This window comes from Alishewanella aestuarii B11, assembly GCF_000280055.1.
Classification (GTDB): domain Bacteria; phylum Pseudomonadota; class Gammaproteobacteria; order Enterobacterales; family Alteromonadaceae; genus Alishewanella; species Alishewanella aestuarii.
Genome location: NZ_ALAB01000043.1, coordinates 35,750 through 52,549, shown reverse-complemented (window position 1 = coordinate 52,549; position 16,800 = coordinate 35,750). Strand labels below are relative to the sequence as shown.

Genomic DNA, 16,800 nt, shown 5'->3' with positions numbered 1-16,800 from the left:
CCGCTATACTAGCCGCTATTTGATTGTAATAAGGCAAAAATAGCGATGATGTCACTGGGTACCCTTAATACCCTAACCGTAAAGAAACAGGTTAAGTTCGGTTTTTATTTGGATGGCGCAAGCTGGGGCGAAATTTTACTGCCCAACAATGTCGCGCCTGCGGGTTTACAGCCAGGTCAGCAACTGAATGTGTTTCTGTATCTCGACTCCGAAGATCAATTAATCGCCACTACCGAGCGTCCGAAAGTGATGGTGGGCCAGGTTGCCTATTTACCGGTCGTCGCCAGCACTAAAGTCGGTGCTTTTTTAGATTGGGGCCTGAAAAAAGATTTGTTGGTGCCCTTTAGTGAACAACAAACTCCACTAAAAGTCGGCCAGCACTATCTGGTGTATTGCTATGTTGATGTCAGTAACCGCATTGTCGCCTCAACCAAGCTGGATCGCCATCTGCATAAAACCGCTGCCCCCTATAAAGAGGGTGACAAGGTGGAAGTGATTATCAGTGAGCAGACCGATCTCGGTTACAAAGCCGTCGTTAATCATCAGCATTTTGGCGTGTTATATAAAAATGAAGTATTTAAGCCGCTGCGCCGCGGTGACAAGCTGACCGCTTATGTTGTGAAGGTTCGTGATGATGGTAAGCTCGATTTACGGCTAAACAAAGCCACTTTTGAGCAAGCTAACGTGCTGGGTAACCAGATCTTAAAGCAGTTAAAAGCGAACGGCGGTAAACTGGCGTTAACCGATAAGAGCGCGCCTGAGCTGATTTATCAGCAGTTTGGCGCCAGCAAGAAAGCCTTTAAACAAGCCATCGGCACCCTGTATAAAGAGCGCAAAATTGTGATCACTGAACAAGGTTTGCTGTTAGTACCGGAACAACCGGCTGCTGATACCTGACAGGGTTAGTTTTAAACAACAACGCCGGCAATAATGCCGGCGTTGTTGTTTCTTTAAAGTGGGTTAAAACACACTGCGGTTCTGCGGTTTACTGAGCACTAAATGCACCGCACTGGTGGCGCGCTCACGAAAGCCCCCCTCGCAGTAACACAGGTAAAAGTGCCACAGCCGGATAAAATTATCGTCATAACCCAGCTGATGCACTGCATCACGCTGTGCCATAAAATTATCACACCAGTCTTTTAACGTTCTGGCGTAGTCAAAACCGATGTCCTGTACCTGACGGATCACCAGATCGGTTTTATTGGCTACGGCACTGGCCATCCGGCTAATTGAGGGTAAACAACCGCCCGGAAAAATATAGCGTTTAATAAAGTCGACCTCACGCACATACTGTTGATAACGGTGATCGACCATCGTAATCGCTTGCAGCACCATAATGCCGTCTGACTTTAACAGGCTGCTACACTTTTCAAAGTAGTTATCCAGGAAATCATCGCCGACGGCTTCGATCATTTCAATGGAGACTAACTTATCGTAGGTACCGGTTAGTAAGCGATAATCTTCAAATAGTAAGGTGATTTTATCCTGCAGGCCAAGCTCAGCTATCCGCGCCTTAGTATAATCGTATTGTTGCTGTGAAATCGTGGTGGTGGTGACTTTACAACCATAGTGCTGGGCGGCATAGATCGCCATACTGCCCCAACCGGTACCAATTTCAAGCAGGTGATCAGAGGCTTTTAACTGCAAACGTTCACAGATCTGCTGTAACTTATGCTGTTGTGCCTGCTCTAGTGTACTGTCTGCCGTTGGATAGACCGCGCTGGAATACATCATGCTCGGATCCAGAAACAGCTGATACATGGCATTACCCAGATCATAATGGGCAGCAATATTGCGTCTGGACTGTGAAATCGTGTTGCGGTTACGGAAATTCAGCAGCTTAAGCATTGGCCGGCTTAAGCGCGCCCAGGTGGAATCCATCTTATCCAGAACATCAAGGTTACGAGCAAAGATTTGCACCAGCGCAGTTAGGTTATCGCAGCGCCAAAAACCGTGAATATAGGCCTCGCCCCCGCCCACTGAACCGGCCAGCACCAGTTTTTGATAAAAAGCCGGATCGGTGACCGTAATAGTTGTGTTTAATTCGGCATCAGCATCACCAAACTGCTGTGCTTCACCGGCTTCTATCACGGTAATACTGCCATGGCGTAACTGACTTAAAAAATTCAGGGTAAATTTGCGACACAGCCGGTCAAACCAGCCTAAATTATCAAACACCGCTTTTTCGCTTAGCGATAAACTCATGACTCAGAACCTCAGGATTTAGGATAGGCATACACCGGAACGCGTTTTATCAAAAGCTTCAATGCCTGCCAGTAGATGCGACTCATAATCTGTACGCTTTGCCACGGCTGCCGGATCAGGATCCGCCGGCGTACCGCCTGGGTCAGCGCAAAGCGTTGTAATTTAAACCAGGCGCTAAATACCGCCTGCTGTTGCTTTAAATTGGTAATACTGCAAAACAACTGTTCGGTAGGCGCCTCAATTTGCCAGCGATACTCCATATCCAGCGGATTAAACGGCGAGACATGAAAAGCTTTTTGATGCTGATACTGCTGCTGTTCGCTACTTAGCGTCTGCAGATAATAGTGCCGCTCATTCCACGGCGTATTGGTGACCTCACAGAGCAAATAACGCAACTCACCACTGTCGTTATAGCAGTAGTACAGCGTCAGCGGGCTAAAATAAAGCCCCAAACTGGCCAGTGGTGACAGTAAAAATACCTTGGCGATTGGTTCAATACCACCCAGCAGCTGCACCTTATCGCGTACCGCCTGCGCTAAATCAGCATCACCCGCCAGATAATCGGCACGGCGAAAACTAATGGCACCAAACCGCTCAGCCTGAATACCCACCGCGGTTAAGCTGGCAGGGGTCAGTTGGCTGCAGTCCAGCCAGTAGGCAGCATAGGGATAATCAAAACCATGCTGCTTTGGCAAAAAGCGTTTATGACCGACCCGGCCACAATAGACAGCGTGACCGGGCTGCATCAATAGTCCACTCCCAACAGGGCGGCAACGTCAACTGCGCTACGGGCGCCATCTTCATGAAAGCCGTTATACCAGTAGGCACCGCAGAAATAGCTATGCCGCTGACCGTTAATTTGGCTGCGTTGCTGCTGACAAGCCAGGGTCATATGGTTATACACCGGATGGGCATAGTGATAGATCCCCAAAATCTTATCCTTAGCAATACGTTGGGTATTATTCAGCGTAACACAAAAGGTGACCGGTGCCTGCAAACGCTGCAGAATATTCATATTGTAAGTCAGGGTAGCGCGATCGCTATGCTGGCTGTCCAGGTTATAGTTCCAGGAGGCCCAGGCGGCTTTACGCACCGGCAACAAAGAGGTGTCGGTATGCAACACCACCTCATTTTCCTGATAGGCAATACCGCCGAGAATTTGCTGCTCCTCGTTACTTGGATCCTGCAACAGCTTTAATGCCTGATCGCTATGGCAAGCAAACACGACTTTGTCATACTGCTCGGTATGACCGTCCGCAAATTGAATGGTCACGCCCGTCTCGTCACGGCGTACACCGCTGATCTGCTGATTTAAGCGAATGCTATCAGTGCCTGCCTTTGCCAGCAGTGCGTCAACATAGCTTTTAGAGCCGCCTTTAATGACCGCCCACTGTGGCCGTTCATTGACATTAAGCAGACCATGATTGTTAAAGAAACGCAGGAAAAAGCGCACCGGAAATTTTGGCATTTCGGTCAAACCGGCTGACCAAATCGCCGCGCCCATCGGCATTAAATAGTTATCTCGAATACCTTTACCAAAGCCATGTTTATCCAGAAAGGTACCGAGATCCAAATCTAGATCCGCATGATCTTCAGCAACCAACTGCTTACCAAGCTTGTTAAAGCGCACAATCTCCAGCAGCATTTTCCAGAACGATGGCCGCAGGATATTTCGCTTCTGCGCAAATAACGAGGCGAAGTTATTGCCGTTATATTCCAGATTATGTTGGGTATTTTTAACGGAAAAGCTCATCTCAGTAGGCAGCGATGCCACACCAAGTTCGGCAATAAACTTATTAAACACCGGATAGGTCCAGTTATTAAACACAATAAAACCGGTATCGATAGGATAGGTTTTACCTTGGTATTCCACCAGCTTGGTCGCGGTATGGCCGCCCAGATAATCATTGGCTTCCAGCAAGGTCACCTGGTATTTTTGCTTCAGTAAATACCAGCTGAGCATACCGGCGATACCGCCACCTATTACTGCTATACGCATAAGATCCCTTATGAAATACTTATCATCAATTTAAGTGACATAAGCTGCGACTATTAGCTCGCAGCGATTTTTTGTTTAACCTGCCGGGTTAACCAGCCCAACAGCGGAATATGCTGATAGACCATTTCAGTCAGATCATAGTAATCGCGGTGATAACAAATCCGGCCATCCTGCCAGGCCAGCTCGGTGCTACCGTGCACCAGAATTTCCTGCCCTTTGGCAAAGGCCGGGTGACTAAAGCGCATCTGCCAGCTCAGAAAACCCCGCTCGCCCTGACACAGGCCGCTTACCGGCGTAAAGCGGGCATAATTTAAGCGCTGATAACCATGAGCCAGATAGTGTTGTAACGCCGAGCGGCTATTAATTTCATGCACCGGATCAATAAACTGTACCTGTTCCGCATAATAGTCAGCGATGGCATCCAGACCATTCGCAGACAGACTGTTATAAAAATCTAAAAACGCTTGTAGTTTAGGGTCAAGCATCGACTGCCTCCGCCGCCTTACCTTTTACTGCTGCAAACAGCGCCAGCGTCTGTTTACGGGCCTCATTATGATCAACTATTGGCTTTACGTAGCCTTTGGGGGTAACCAGCCGGTGTGGCCAATGTAAATCCTTGCCAGTTTTCGCCGAGAGCTCTGGCACAAATCGCCGGATAAAGTCACCGCTAGGGTCAAAACGCTCACTTTGGGTTACCGGATTAAAGATCCGGAAATAAGGTGCCGCATCCGTGCCGGTAGACGCGGCCCACTGCCAACCGCCATTATTGGCCGCAAAGTCACCATCGAGTAGCTTTGACATAAAATATTGCTCGCCCCAGCGCCAATCAATATGTAAATCCTTAACCAGAAAGCTGGCAGTAATCATCCGCAGCCGGTTATGCATCCAGCCGGTTTGATTCAGCTGGCGTATGGCGGCATCCACGATCGGATAACCGGTTTCGCCGCGACACCAGGCAGTAAAGCGTGCCTGCTCGTTTGGCCATCGGATCAGATCGGTCTCCGCCTGAAACGCGCGGTGTTTGATTAAGTGAGGAAAGGCGACCAGGATATGCTTATAAAAATCGCGCCAAATCAGCTCAGACAGCCAGACCGCCGCGCCGCTTTTCTCCTGCCACATCGCCTCTTTGGCCTCCAGTTGCAACCGGGCGACACACTGCTGTGCTGATATCACGCCGATGGCTAAATAAGGCGATAACTGTGAGGTACCGGCAATGGCCGGAAAGTCCCGCTCTTGCTGATAAGCGCTGACCCGCTGCTGACAAAAACTGCGCATCCGCGTCAGGATCTCCGCTTCGCTAACCGGCCAGTCGCCTGAGCTCTGATCCGGCGCTTGCATCGGCGCTAATGCCGGTAGCGACAATGTGTGTTCCGTCTGCAGCGTAGGCTTCGGATAACACTGAATACCGTCGGACGCCAGGCGCTGTAACCAGTTGCGCTTAAAGGGGGTAAAGACCTTATAGATCTCGCCTTGCTGGGTGCGGATACTACCAGGCGGCATAATGCAAAGCCGGTCAAACCAATGTGCGGCGACACCCTGCTGTGCTAATAAGGCGCTAACCTGCTGGTCGCGCCGCTGCTCGCGCAGTTCATATTCAACTTGCGCATACAGCGCCTTAACACCAAGCGGCAATAACGCTGCGATTAGTGGCGCGCAGCTGGCATAGTCAGTGCCCTCAACTGCCAGCAGAGGAATATTCAACGCCGCCAGCTCTGTTTGCATCGCCTGCACGCGACGACGCAGCAGGTCCTGACGCAGCGGCGCCATCTGATGCGCGTTCCAGCTTAGTGGTGTGGCGATAAACAGTGCCAGCACAATGCCCTTGTCATGCGCTGCAGCACTGCAGGCGGTATGGAGTGCCTGATTATCATAGACACGCAAATCATGTCTCAGCCAGACCAGATGTACAGGTGTTTGCATCAGGCGCGTAATCCTAATTGTTCCGGATAAGGGGCAAAATAACTTTGCTGTTGTAAGTATTGGTTTGGATAGCGCCGCAGATGATGCTGTAATAAGGTCACCGGCGCTAACAGTGGTACGAAGCCACGGCGGTAGCGATCAATCAGTTCGCTTAATTCAGCACGGCTGGCTGGCTCCAGCACTTTCTTAAAAAAGCCCTGTAAATGCTGCAGCACATTGGTATGCTGTTTACGACTGGCAATTTGCCGCATCGCCTGCATTAACTCCGTCAGATAGCGCAGCTGCAACTCTTGCGGCTGAAATAACTTGGCTTCAGCGACCAGACGCCCCAGTTGCCGGTATGCTTGCGGACTATGCGCCAACAGCTGGAATTTATAGCGGCTGTGAAACGCCACCAACTTACCAATACTAAAGCCATCGCGCATACTTTGCTGGTAGTCATAACAAGCAAAAACCCGGGCGATAAAATTCTCCTTTAACGCCGGATCCAGCAAGCGGCCATCTTCCTCCACCGGTAACCAGGGATAATGCTGCATCAGCTGCCGGGTATAAAGCCCGACCGCTTGTTTCCCCAGGTTATTACCTTCGGCATCATAAAGTTTTACCCGCTCCATGCCACAGCTTGGTGACTTGGCGCACACAATGTAACCACTTAAATCTGCCAACTGCGGCAGCAGTTTAGCGGTGAAGCTCAACATCTGCTCGGTGTAATCCAGACTATTATCGCGGGTTTGCACTAAACGGATCTGCTGCTCAGCATTATACTGCAGGCGAATTGGCGGTCGCGGCACACTCATGCCAATGGCTTGCTCCGGACACACCGGCACATACTCCACCAGTGGCTTTAACTGCTGCGTACAAAAGGTTGAAGCTTTATGCCCGCCATCAAAGCGCACTTGCGCGCCCAGCACACAGGCACTGATGCCAATTTTAACTGCCATATTCTTTAACCCATAACTGACTTGTTTTCTTTACAGCACTGTAGTGCAAACGGATCAATCATCTTGAAAAAAAGCAAAAAAAAACGGTAGTTAGTTACCTAACTACCGTCTTTGTCGAAGAACAAGCCCTACTTCTTACTGGTGCCTGTCTCAACCCGCGACTTTAATTTCTGTCCCGGGCGGAAAGTCACCACGCAGCGGGCCGAGATCGGAATGTCTTCACCGGTTTTCGGATTGCGTCCCGGTCGTTCATTCTTCACCCGCAGGTCGAAATTACCAAAGCCGGAAAGCTTAACCTGTTCGCCCGACTCCAGTGCCGTCCGGATTTCTTCAAAAAAAGCTTCCACTATCAGCTTGGCATCGCGTTTGCTCACGCCAAATTTGGTAAACAGACGTTCTGCTAAATCAGCTTTGGTAAGCGCCATCTTTAATCCCTCAACGTTGCGTCGAAATCATCTTTAAGCACGCTAACCACTTGATTTACCACTTGTTGGATATCTTTATCCTCAAGGGTACGCGCCTTATCCTGCAAGGTCAGCGCGATCGCCAGTGACTTAAAGCCGTCTGCGACACCCTGACCGGTGTATACGTCAAACAATTTTAGGTCAACTAACTGATTTACGCCAACTTTTTTTATACTAGCAACAATATCGGCAAAATGCACATCAGATTTCACGACAATCGCCAGATCGCGACGGTTCGCCGGATACTTCGACAGCTCCTGCGCCTGTACTATGTGCCGCTCGCCAAGTGCAGCCAGTTCTAATTCAAACAGATAGGCTTTGCCTTTAATCCCCAGCTTGCGCTCGGCTTCCGGATGTAAGGCCCCCAGATAACCTGCCGCCTGATCATTGACCCACACTTGCGCGGTTTGCCCCGGATGCAGTGCACTGTGCTCAGCGGCGCTAAAGCGTACCTGCTCATTGGCTGACAGTAAGCCCAATAAGGCTTCTACATCGCCTTTGATATCAAAGAAGTCTACTGGCCGCTCAGCAATACTCCAGTGCTCATTGGCCAGTGAACCGACAATCACACCGCCAATCACCGGTACCTGACGCACACCACCTTCTGCTGTCGCATCAGGAATAAACTTCAGGCCATATTCAAATAAGCGTAAACGGTTTTGCTGCCGGCTTTGGTTATATTGCACGGCCTGCAGTAAACCTGGCCACAGGTTAAGCCGCATTGCCGACATATCGGCTGAAATCGGGTTGGGCAATACCAACGCATCTACGCCCGGGAACAGGCTTTGCTGGACCTTAGGATCGACAAAGCTATAAGTGATGGCTTCCTGATAACCACGGTCAACCAGTAGCTGGCGCATGGTGTCAACACTTAAGGCGGCTTCTTTAAAGCTGCGCATTTTCAGGGCAGCTACCGGCGCAACATTCGGAATATTGTTATAGCCATACACCCGCGCCACTTCTTCAATCAGATCTTCAGCGATACTGATATCAAAGCGATAGCCCGGTACCAGAACCTGCCAGCCGTCCACTGTCTCAGTGACCTTTAAACCCAGCCGGCTTAGAATATCGCTGACTTCTGTTTTCGCGATCTGATGCCCCAGAATACGGTCAAGCTTAGCTTCCGTTAACAGGATCGGGGCTTTTTGTGGTAAATGCTCAGGCGCCACCGCTTCGACCACCGGACCGGCTTCGCCACCGACAATTTGCAGTAACAGCGCCGTTGCCCGCTCCATCGCCGTGCGTTGCAGCTCAGGATCAACACCGCGCTCATAACGATGTGACGCATCGGTGTGCAAACCGTATTGCCGTGCTTTACCAGCAATCAGCTGCGGTGCAAAGAAGGCGCTTTCCAGGAAAATATCCGTCGTTTCCGCCGTTACACCACTGTACAAGCCACCGAAAATACCGGCCATCGCCAGTGCTTTCTGCTGGTCAGCAATCAGTAAGGTATTGTCTTGCAGCGTGACCTCGTTGCCATCGAGTAACGTCAGTTTTTCACCGCTGTGAGCAAAGCGCACCTGAATATCACCGTCCAGCTTCGCCAGGTCAAAGGCATGCATCGGATGACCGAGCTCCAGCAGCACATAGTTGGTGACATCCACTACCGGATCAATACTGCGGACACCACAGCGGCGCAGTTTTTCGGTTAACCAGAGCGGACTTAATGCACTGAGGTTAACATTACGGATCACCCGGCCTAAATAGCGTGGACAAGCCGCCGGTGCCAGCAGCTGAATGGCTTTGCTATCACTGATAGTGGCTGGCACCGCGGTAATTTCCGGCTCACAGACGCTCAGTTTATTCAGTACTGCGACTTCCCGCGCCAGCCCCTTAATGCCCAGACAATCGGCACGGTTTGGCGTTAGGTCTACTTCGATACTCAAATCATCCAGCGCTAAATACTGGCGCAGGTCCTGACCGATTGGCGCATCGGCCGGTAACTCAATAATGCCGTCTGAATCATCCGCCATGCCAAGCTCAGAGAACGAACACAGCATGCCATGCGATGGCTGACCGCGTAACTTAGCCTGTTTAATTTCAAAGTTACCCGGTAACACGGCACCAACGGTAGCAACAGCCACTTTAAGACCAAGACGGCAGTTTCTAGCACCGCATACGATATCCAGTAGCTCGGCGCCACCGATATTTACTTTAGTTACCTGCAGTTTATCCGCTTCCGGATGCTTACCACACTCGACGACTTCGCCCACTACCACACCGTGGAAATCACCAGCAACCTTGTCCATGCCGTCCACTTCCAGGCCGGCCATCGACAACTGTTCAGATAAGGCTGTGCTATCCAGTGCCGGATTCACCCATTCCCGTAACCAGGATTCACTAAATTTCATTGCTTGCTACTCCGCTTATCTGAACTGCTTTAAGAAACGAACATCATTTTCGAAGAAGGCGCGCAGATCGGTCACACCGTAGCGCAACATCGTCAGCCGCTCTACGCCCATACCAAAGGCAAAACCGCTATACACTTCAGGGTCGATACCAACCGAACGCAACACATTCGGGTGCACCATACCGCAGCCCAATACCTCCAGCCATTTACCATTCTTACCCATCACATCCACTTCGGCGGATGGCTCAGTAAAGGGGAAGAACGACGGCCGGAAACGGATTTTTAAGTCTTCTTCGAAGAAGTTATGTAAAAAGTCATGCAGGATACCTTTGAGCTCGGTAAAGCTGACATTTTTATCCACCATCAAACCTTCCACCTGGTGGAACATCGGGGTGTGAGTCATGTCGTAATCGTTACGATACACGCGGCCGGGTGAAATAATCCGCAGTGGTGGCTGTTGCTGCTCCATAGTACGGATCTGCACACCCGAAGTCTGGGTGCGCAACATCAGCTTCGGATTAAAATAAAAGGTATCGTGATCGGCCCGAGCCGGGTGATGCTCCGGAATATTCAGCGCATCAAAGTTGTGGAAATCGTCTTCAATTTCCGGGCCCTGCTTGGTTTCAAAACCCAGCTCAGCGAAAAAGCTTTCGATCCGCGCTATAGTGCGGCTGACCGGATGTAAACCACCTTGCTCCAGGCTACGGCCTGGCAGGGTAACATCAATTTTTTCCTGTGCCAGTTTGGCCAGTAATTGGGCTTGTTGCAGCGCATCACGCTTCTCATTCAGCGCGTCCTGAACCTGCTGCTTTAACTCGTTAATATGCTGGCCGGCCAGCTTACGCGCTTCCGGATCCATCGCGCCTAAAGATTTCAGCAGCTCAGTAATGCTGCCTTTTTTGCCCATAAAGGTTACGCGAACCTCTTCCAGAGCCGGAATATCGTTAGCCGCAGCTACTGCGGCCAGCGCTTCTTGTAATATCGCTGACAGGTTCATGGTTATCCTCAGTGTCACCAGGATTGATCAATTTCAAAGCCGCTAATCATACAATAAAAAGCGGCCGCCACGCAGTGCACGTTAAGGATTTTTTTGGACTTTTTCAGTAAAACGGCGTTTAACCGGCTTGCAGGGTTTCGCGGATAAAGGGGATGGTCAGCTTACGCTGATGCACGATGGAAGCTTTATCCAGCCGATCCAGGATACTGACCAGCGAGCGGATATCCCGATCATGATGATTCAGCAGATAACGCGCCGCTTCATCCGGCAACTCAATACCGCGCAAGCGGGCCTTTTGTTGCAGCAGTTTCTGTTTATCGTCATCACTTAATAACCGCAGCTGAAAGCTGGTGCAGGCATGTAAGCGCGACACCAGATCCGGCAGGGTAATCCCCAGCTGTTGTGGCGCCTGATTACCGACAATGATCAGGGCTTTGCCTTGTTCCACCAGGCGGTTGTAGAGATCAAAGATCGCGACCTGCCAGTGCAGCTCGCCGGCAATGGCCTGAATGTTATCCAGGCAGACCAAATCCAACTGCTCCAGATTATCCAGCAGCCGGGGACTGAGCTCTGCCATATTCTCCAAGGTCAGTAACTGACTGGTAAGGCCCTGCTCCTGCGCCTGCACACAAGCGGCATACAGCAAACGCGATTTGCCGCTGCCACTGGCACCGAACAGATAAACCGGTGCCTGGCCAGCGGGTTGTCGCAGGTAATGCTTTAAAAAATTGACCGCCGGGCTCTCTGCCGCCGCATAAAAGCTATCCAGGGTTTCATCCTCTGGCAGCGTCACCGCCAGCGTAAACTGCAATGGCTGCATTCAGGGACGAGTTAGCTGATAAACGGCCAGGGGCGCATCTGTAACCACCGGCGCCGGATTAGCCCAGTCAAAAGCTGGCGGTGCACTATTGTCGGTTAACAGCTGCAGGCTGGGTTCAAAGTTAAGCAGTTGCAGTAATTGCGCTGGTGATATCTGAATCGTCAGCTGCAGCTCGGTTTGTTGCTGGCCCTGACTGAGCAACTTTACCTGCTTAATGCCCAGGGTTGCAGCCAAGGTCCGCTCCAACAGCACTACATCCCGCAAACTGCTGGTACCCTGCACCCGGATCCGCACCTGCTGCTCGGCCGCCGGATCCAATAAAATGGCATATTGCCGCGCCAACTGCTGACTGAGCAAGGCGGCATAGTCACGCAGTAAGTTCTGTTGATCGGTGCCGGTTAGCTCATCACGCTGTTGTTGCCCGGCCTGCTGGCGGATCGCTGTCAGGCGCCACTCGGTATCGCTGCTCTGCTCCAGTAATAACAGCACCACTTCATTGACCCGATAACGACTGCTGGCCAATAAAATCGGCTCCCAGAAGCCGCCCCAGACGTCATTTTCGGTTAGGTTTAATAAGTCATCGATATCATAAAGCGGCAAGGTTAAAGGTAGCGCCTGCTCTGCCATCACCTGGGTCAGGGCTTGCAGCCAGGGATCATCACTCTGCCGTACAAAACGGCGCTCGCTGCCGGCTTGCTCAACGATCCAGAACAACATTTCCGGCCGCTGACCGCCCCAGATCGGGATCTGAAGTTGCTGCAGCAAAGTCCGGATCCGGTCGGCATCCAACAGTACCCGCACCCTGTTACCGGCTTCGCCTCTGACGGCTTCAAACTGTTTCACATAGCTGGCGGCATTATTCAGCTCAGCACGTAGCTCGGCACGCTGCATAATATCCGGGTTACCAGTGACCCGAGCCAGGATCTGTGTCAGTGCTTCCCGTTGCCATTGTTGCTGAGTTTGCTCGGCACTCACTTCAGCCTGATACAGCTCAGGCTTAGCCATTACAGCGCTGCTGAACAGCAACCAACTGCTTAACAGCACACACCAAATTTTCTGCACCATGCACACTCCTGTTTTCTTTACTTCAGCAACGGTGTTACCGACTAGCTAAGCACGATAGAATAAAGCCACCTGACGGTGGCTTTATTCTGACGGTATTACCCGAGATTCACGCCTAAGCGTTGCGCCACTTCCTCGTAGGCTTCAACTACGCCGCCAAGGCCCTGGCGGAAGCGATCTTTATCCAGTTTTTTGCGGGTTGCTTTATCCCACAGCCGGCAACCGTCTGGTGAGAACTCATCACCCAGCACGATTTGGCCCTTAAACAAACCAAATTCCAGTTTAAAGTCAACCAACAGCATACCGGCCGCATCAAACAGCGCAGATAATACTTCGTTAGCTTTGTAGGTCAGACGCTTCATTTCTGCCAGTTGTTCCGCCGTGGCCCAACCGAAGGACACCGCCAGTGACTCATTGACCATAGGGTCGTGCAACGCGTCGTTCTTTAAAAACAGCTCAAAAGTCGGCGGCGTCAACTGCTGCCCTTCGCTGACACCCAGACGGCGCACTAAAGAACCGGCAGCATAATTGCGGATCACGCACTCTACCGGAATCATCGTTAATTTTTTTACCAGTACTTCATCGTCACTCAGTAACTGCTCGGCTTGCGTCGGGATCCCGGCCTGCTCCAGCTTTTGCATGATAAAGAAGTTAAACTTGTTGTTGATCATGCCTTTGCGATCGAGCTGCTCAATACGCTCACCATCAAAGGCTGAGGTATCGTTGCGAAAGTGTAATACCAGCAGATTCTCGTCTGTAGTGTGATACACAGTCTTGGCTTTTCCACGGTACAGCTCTGTTGTCTTTTGAACCATTTTTTACTCCGGACGGCGGGCACTGAAAATCAGGCGCAAAGTATAATGGGCTTTGGCCTGTTCGCAAATGACTTTTTCACCGCAGCTTAGAATTCTAAACCGGCAGCGCGGATTGCCGCCACCATAGGTTCATACAACGCGGAAACCAGTGCCGGCGGCAGTGGCTCGCCACTCTTATCCTGCCAGGAAATCGCCGTACCTGTGCCGTTGTGGCGACTCAGCACTAACTGATATTCGCCATCTTCCAGCGGCAGGCTCAGCGGCGCATCCCGGAAGGTAATAGTGCGCCAGATGCCGCGTGTTGGTTTGGTATAGCTGACATAATAAGTCATCACCGAGCGGTCAAAATCCGTTACCGTCAGGTTTAATTCCGGGAATAACAACTCCAGCTGTGACCAGGTCACATCTGTTGGCTGGCGTGTGATCAGCGCCGGGTTACCCGCCTGATCCAAGCCCGGCTCCAGCGATACTTCCGCTACGGCCAGACGTTGCTCACGGGCAGCTTGCACTTCGGCAATCGCAACCTGATTAATAATGCGGTTTAATACGTTCACTTCGTTAGCCTTGGCGTCCTGAACGCTGAGTTGTTCACCGGCGACAAAATATTGATGTTCCAGTAATGTCGAGGTCATGCTCAATGAGCGGCCATGTGGCCGCGGCGCCAACTCAATTTGGTAGCGAACCTGATCAACCGGATTCTCACTCTTCCATAACCAGAAGCCTGAGCTACGTGAACGCTGGATCCAACCGGTTTCATAACGTAAGCCGGCGTCGTCGAGTTGGGTCAACTCAACCTGTTGTGCCGCAAAAAAATCCCGTAATTGTTGCTGAATAAAGGGCAATAAATCGCCGGTAAGATCGTTACGTTCAAACCACACCCGCGACAGTTTTTCTTCCTCTTCCAACCGGCTGCTACTGGCGGTAGCCAGGATCAAGGTAGGTGGTTTCTTGTTAGCGATCTGACCCGATACCGGTGCCACCGCAGGGATATCAAAAGCAGCAGGCTGATTCGGTTTGGCTAAACCTTCAGGAATACGCAAACTAACCTGCGAGGTACTTGGGGTTTCTGTTGTTTCTTTGTCAAAAAAGGCGCAGCCACCTAACAGCACGCTGACCGCCACACATCCTTTAGCCCACTTTTGCACCTATACTACTCCTGCTTCTCAATACCGGCTTGTTGTAATGCCTGTTCGATTGTACTTTGATAAATTGGTTCCAACTGCGTCAACGGCAAGCGCAGAAAATCTGACTGGATCAGCCCCATCTGCAGCAAAGCCCACTTGGTTGGGATCGGGTTGGATTCGATAAAAAGATCGCGATGTAACGCCTGCAGCCGGCTATCCAGTGCTTTAGCCGTTGCGGCATCACCCTGCGCCGCAGCACGGCAAATTGCTGCCATCGCCGCCGGTGCGACATTGGCAGTCACCGAGATCACGCCATGACCACCTTGTAACATAAATTCGGCGAAACTGGCATCATCACCGCTGAACAACAAAAAGTCGGCCGGACACAGGGCCTGCAACTCAGCCAAACGGGCCAGCGAGCCCGTTGCTTCTTTAATACCGACGATATTAGGCACCTTCGCCAGCTCGGCAACCGTTTCGGCTTTCAAGTCGACACCGGTCCGCCCTGGCACGTTATATAAGAAAATCGCTTTATCAGTAGCCGCAGCTACCGCCTGAAAATGCGCCAGCATGCCTTTTTGGGTTGGCTTGTTGTAAAAAGGCGTAACCGTAAGATAACCGTCTATCGGAAGATCAGCAAAAAACCGGGTTTTCTCAACCGCCTCAGCAGTCGACATAGCGCCGTTTCCGACCAACACCGGGATCCGTCCGGCAACCTGCTGACACACCTGCTTTAATGCCGCATGCTGCTCTGTCAGACTCAGCGTCGCGGCTTCACCTGTGGTTCCCATAATGACCAGACCATCGCTACCCTGCTTCAGGTGAAAATCGACCAGTGTGTGTAAACTGTCATAATCTACCTGCCCCTGTGCGGTCATGGGGGTGATCAGTGCAACGAAACTACCTCTGAACATCTTAAGTTGGCTCCACGAATAAATTTACGGCCGCCTATGTTAAAGACAGAACCCCGGAAACACAAGGAGACTGTTTACCGGCTTGCATTGCCGCTTCGAGCAGTGACTTTAGATGACACTATGCTAAACTGCGACACCTTTATTTCCAGCGACACCATAGGAAAACTATGCCCCAACAACTGGTTGTGACCGCCATTGGCCCAGACCGCACCGGCATTGTCAGTAAACTGGCGCGACTGGTTACCGAATGTAACTGCAATATAATCGATAGCCGGATGGCAATCTTTGGTAGTGAGTTTACCTTTATTATGTTACTGGCCGGCGATCTGGCCGCCATCAGTCGCATTGAGCATTTATTACCCGCTCTGGGCTTAGAGCTTGATCTGACTACCATGACAAAACGTACAACAGGCCGTCCGCGCACCCAGGTGGTTGCACATTATGTGTTGGACTATAGCGGTCCAGATCGGGTTGGTACGCTCGGCGCTATTACCGGTTTGCTAGCCAGCCACAATATTTATATCGGCTCACTGCAATCTGAAACCTTTACCGAGCAAGACAAAATAATGATGCACACCCAGATGACACTGGAGCTACCCGAAGGCGTAAACGCCAGCATTATTGCAACAGAATTAACCGGTTTAATGCAGCAACTTGGCCTGAGCGGACACTTTCAGGCCCAACAATAAGGATACATTATGCAAACACTGACTGCCGGCCAGCAGGCGCCCGACTTTACGCTGCCCGATCAACAGCAACAACCAACCAAGCTGTCAGCCTTACTGCAACAAAGCAGAGTGTTACTGTATTTTTACCCGAAAGCGATGACCCCGGGTTGCACAGTACAAGCCTGTGCGCTGCGCGATAGCAACGCCGAACTACAGGCGCTCGGTGTCACTGTGGTGGGTATCAGCACCGATGCCCCCGCCAAACTTGCCAAGTTTGCCCAGCGCGACCAGCTGAATTTTCTGCTGCTCGGCGATGAAACGCATCAGGTTGCAGCAGCCTTTGGTGTTTGGGGACCCAAGAAGTTTATGGGCAAAGAGTATGATGGCCTGCATCGTGTCAGTTTCCTGATCAATCAGGACGGCAGCATCGCTAAGGTATTTGATAATTTCAAAACCAGTAACCATCACCAGGTGGTGCTGGACTACCTGAAGTCTTAATTCGCCGCTAAACCGGGTCAAGT

17 protein-coding genes are annotated in these 16,800 nt (G+C 51.2%); 3 read left to right on the top strand and 14 right to left on the bottom strand.

What is annotated here, in order from left to right; all coding sequences use genetic code 11:
* The first annotated feature begins 45 nt into the window (after positions 1–45).
* On the top strand, positions 46–897 hold the full coding sequence (locus tag AEST_RS16660; RefSeq protein ID WP_008610475.1) for a CvfB family protein: 852 nt from the start codon (positions 46–48) through the stop codon (positions 895–897).
* Positions 898–960: 63 nt separating this feature from the next.
* Here AEST_RS16660 and AEST_RS16655 read toward each other — a convergent pair whose 3' ends face one another.
* From AEST_RS16655 to dapA, 14 genes are all read right to left on the bottom strand, one after another.
* The gene (locus AEST_RS16655; protein WP_008610474.1) at positions 961–2,205 is read right to left on the bottom strand and encodes an SAM-dependent methyltransferase; all 1,245 of its coding nucleotides are present in this window, start codon (positions 2,203–2,205) and stop codon (positions 961–963) included.
* An 11-nt stretch (positions 2,206–2,216) separates the two neighbouring features.
* Positions 2,217–2,951, bottom strand: a complete 735-nt coding sequence (locus AEST_RS16650) for a DUF1365 domain-containing protein (RefSeq protein ID WP_008610473.1) — start codon at positions 2,949–2,951, stop codon at positions 2,217–2,219.
* Positions 2,951–4,204 carry an NAD(P)/FAD-dependent oxidoreductase gene (locus AEST_RS16645; protein ID WP_008610472.1) on the bottom strand — a complete coding sequence of 418 codons (1,254 nt, stop codon included), beginning with the start codon at positions 4,202–4,204 and terminating at the stop codon, positions 2,951–2,953. The genes AEST_RS16650 and AEST_RS16645 overlap by 1 nt, the downstream gene beginning before the upstream one ends.
* 53 nt (positions 4,205–4,257) lie before the next feature.
* Complete coding sequence (locus AEST_RS16640; protein ID WP_008610470.1) at positions 4,258–4,689, bottom strand: nuclear transport factor 2 family protein; 432 nt, start codon at positions 4,687–4,689, stop codon at positions 4,258–4,260.
* The gene (gene phrB, locus AEST_RS16635) at positions 4,682–6,124 is read right to left on the bottom strand and encodes a deoxyribodipyrimidine photo-lyase (protein WP_008610468.1); all 1,443 of its coding nucleotides are present in this window, start codon (positions 6,122–6,124) and stop codon (positions 4,682–4,684) included. The genes AEST_RS16640 and phrB overlap by 8 nt, the downstream gene beginning before the upstream one ends.
* Complete coding sequence (locus AEST_RS16630) at positions 6,124–7,065, bottom strand: YbgA family protein (RefSeq protein ID WP_008610467.1); 942 nt, start codon at positions 7,063–7,065, stop codon at positions 6,124–6,126. Before AEST_RS16630 ends, phrB begins: the two co-directional genes overlap by 1 nt.
* A 128-nt stretch (positions 7,066–7,193) precedes the next feature.
* Positions 7,194–7,490: an integration host factor subunit alpha gene (gene ihfA, locus AEST_RS16625; protein WP_008610466.1), complete on the bottom strand. Its 297-nt coding sequence runs from the start codon at positions 7,488–7,490 to the stop codon at positions 7,194–7,196.
* 2 nt (positions 7,491–7,492) lie between these two features.
* Positions 7,493–9,880 carry a phenylalanine--tRNA ligase subunit beta gene (gene pheT / locus AEST_RS16620; RefSeq protein ID WP_008610464.1) on the bottom strand — a complete coding sequence of 796 codons (2,388 nt, stop codon included), beginning with the start codon at positions 9,878–9,880 and terminating at the stop codon, positions 7,493–7,495.
* 15 nt (positions 9,881–9,895) lie between these two features.
* A complete protein-coding gene (pheS, locus tag AEST_RS16615; protein WP_008610462.1) occupies positions 9,896–10,876 on the bottom strand; it encodes a phenylalanine--tRNA ligase subunit alpha in 981 nt (326 codons plus the stop codon).
* A 118-nt stretch (positions 10,877–10,994) separates the two neighbouring features.
* Entirely contained in the window at positions 10,995–11,696 is a 702-nt protein-coding gene (gene hda / locus AEST_RS16610; RefSeq protein ID WP_008610461.1) for a DnaA regulatory inactivator Hda, read from the bottom strand.
* On the bottom strand, positions 11,697–12,761 hold the full coding sequence (locus tag AEST_RS16605) for a DUF2066 domain-containing protein (RefSeq protein ID WP_008610459.1): 1,065 nt from the start codon (positions 12,759–12,761) through the stop codon (positions 11,697–11,699).
* A 95-nt stretch (positions 12,762–12,856) separates the two neighbouring features.
* A complete protein-coding gene (purC, locus tag AEST_RS16600) occupies positions 12,857–13,573 on the bottom strand; it encodes a phosphoribosylaminoimidazolesuccinocarboxamide synthase (protein WP_008610458.1) in 717 nt (238 codons plus the stop codon).
* Positions 13,574–13,659: 86 nt separating this feature from the next.
* Positions 13,660–14,718, bottom strand: a complete 1,059-nt coding sequence (bamC, locus tag AEST_RS16595) for an outer membrane protein assembly factor BamC (RefSeq protein ID WP_008610457.1) — start codon at positions 14,716–14,718, stop codon at positions 13,660–13,662.
* Between the two features lie 5 nt (positions 14,719–14,723).
* Positions 14,724–15,611, bottom strand: coding sequence for a 4-hydroxy-tetrahydrodipicolinate synthase (dapA, locus tag AEST_RS16590; RefSeq protein ID WP_008610456.1), 888 nt, complete (start codon positions 15,609–15,611; stop codon positions 14,724–14,726).
* A gap of 167 nt (positions 15,612–15,778) precedes the next feature.
* Here dapA and AEST_RS16585 point away from each other — a divergent pair, with 167 nt between their 5' ends.
* Entirely contained in the window at positions 15,779–16,300 is a 522-nt protein-coding gene (locus AEST_RS16585) for a glycine cleavage system transcriptional repressor (RefSeq protein WP_008610455.1), read from the top strand.
* 9 nt (positions 16,301–16,309) lie between these two features.
* Positions 16,310–16,777, top strand: coding sequence for a thioredoxin-dependent thiol peroxidase (gene bcp, locus AEST_RS16580; RefSeq protein ID WP_008610454.1), 468 nt, complete (start codon positions 16,310–16,312; stop codon positions 16,775–16,777).
* The last annotated feature ends 23 nt before the right edge of the window (positions 16,778–16,800 follow it).

Excerpts from the sequence above, each read along its gene's own strand:
- ihfA (WP_008610466.1), bottom strand. The coding sequence starts at position 7,490 with ATGGCGCTTACCAAAGCTGATTTAGCAGAACGTCTGTTTACCAAATTT.
- pheT (WP_008610464.1), bottom strand. The coding sequence starts at position 9,880 with ATGAAATTTAGTGAATCCTGGTTACGGGAATGGGTGAATCCGGCACTG.
- AEST_RS16630 (WP_008610467.1), bottom strand. The coding sequence starts at position 7,065 with ATGGCAGTTAAAATTGGCATCAGTGCCTGTGTGCTGGGCGCGCAAGTG.
- hda (WP_008610461.1), bottom strand. The coding sequence starts at position 11,696 with ATGCAGCCATTGCAGTTTACGCTGGCGGTGACGCTGCCAGAGGATGAA.
- AEST_RS16585 (WP_008610455.1), top strand. The coding sequence starts at position 15,779 with ATGCCCCAACAACTGGTTGTGACCGCCATTGGCCCAGACCGCACCGGC.
- bcp (WP_008610454.1), top strand. The coding sequence starts at position 16,310 with ATGCAAACACTGACTGCCGGCCAGCAGGCGCCCGACTTTACGCTGCCC.
- phrB (WP_008610468.1), bottom strand. The coding sequence starts at position 6,124 with ATGCAAACACCTGTACATCTGGTCTGGCTGAGACATGATTTGCGTGTC.
- AEST_RS16655 (WP_008610474.1), bottom strand. The coding sequence starts at position 2,205 with ATGAGTTTATCGCTAAGCGAAAAAGCGGTGTTTGATAATTTAGGCTGG.
- pheS (WP_008610462.1), bottom strand. The coding sequence starts at position 10,876 with ATGAACCTGTCAGCGATATTACAAGAAGCGCTGGCCGCAGTAGCTGCG.
- AEST_RS16640 (WP_008610470.1), bottom strand. The coding sequence starts at position 4,689 with ATGCTTGACCCTAAACTACAAGCGTTTTTAGATTTTTATAACAGTCTG.
- AEST_RS16645 (WP_008610472.1), bottom strand. The coding sequence starts at position 4,204 with ATGCGTATAGCAGTAATAGGTGGCGGTATCGCCGGTATGCTCAGCTGG.
- purC (WP_008610458.1), bottom strand. The coding sequence starts at position 13,573 with ATGGTTCAAAAGACAACAGAGCTGTACCGTGGAAAAGCCAAGACTGTG.
- AEST_RS16660 (WP_008610475.1), top strand. The coding sequence starts at position 46 with ATGATGTCACTGGGTACCCTTAATACCCTAACCGTAAAGAAACAGGTT.
- AEST_RS16650 (WP_008610473.1), bottom strand. The coding sequence starts at position 2,951 with ATGCAGCCCGGTCACGCTGTCTATTGTGGCCGGGTCGGTCATAAACGC.
- dapA (WP_008610456.1), bottom strand. The coding sequence starts at position 15,611 with ATGTTCAGAGGTAGTTTCGTTGCACTGATCACCCCCATGACCGCACAG.
- AEST_RS16605 (WP_008610459.1), bottom strand. The coding sequence starts at position 12,761 with ATGGTGCAGAAAATTTGGTGTGTGCTGTTAAGCAGTTGGTTGCTGTTC.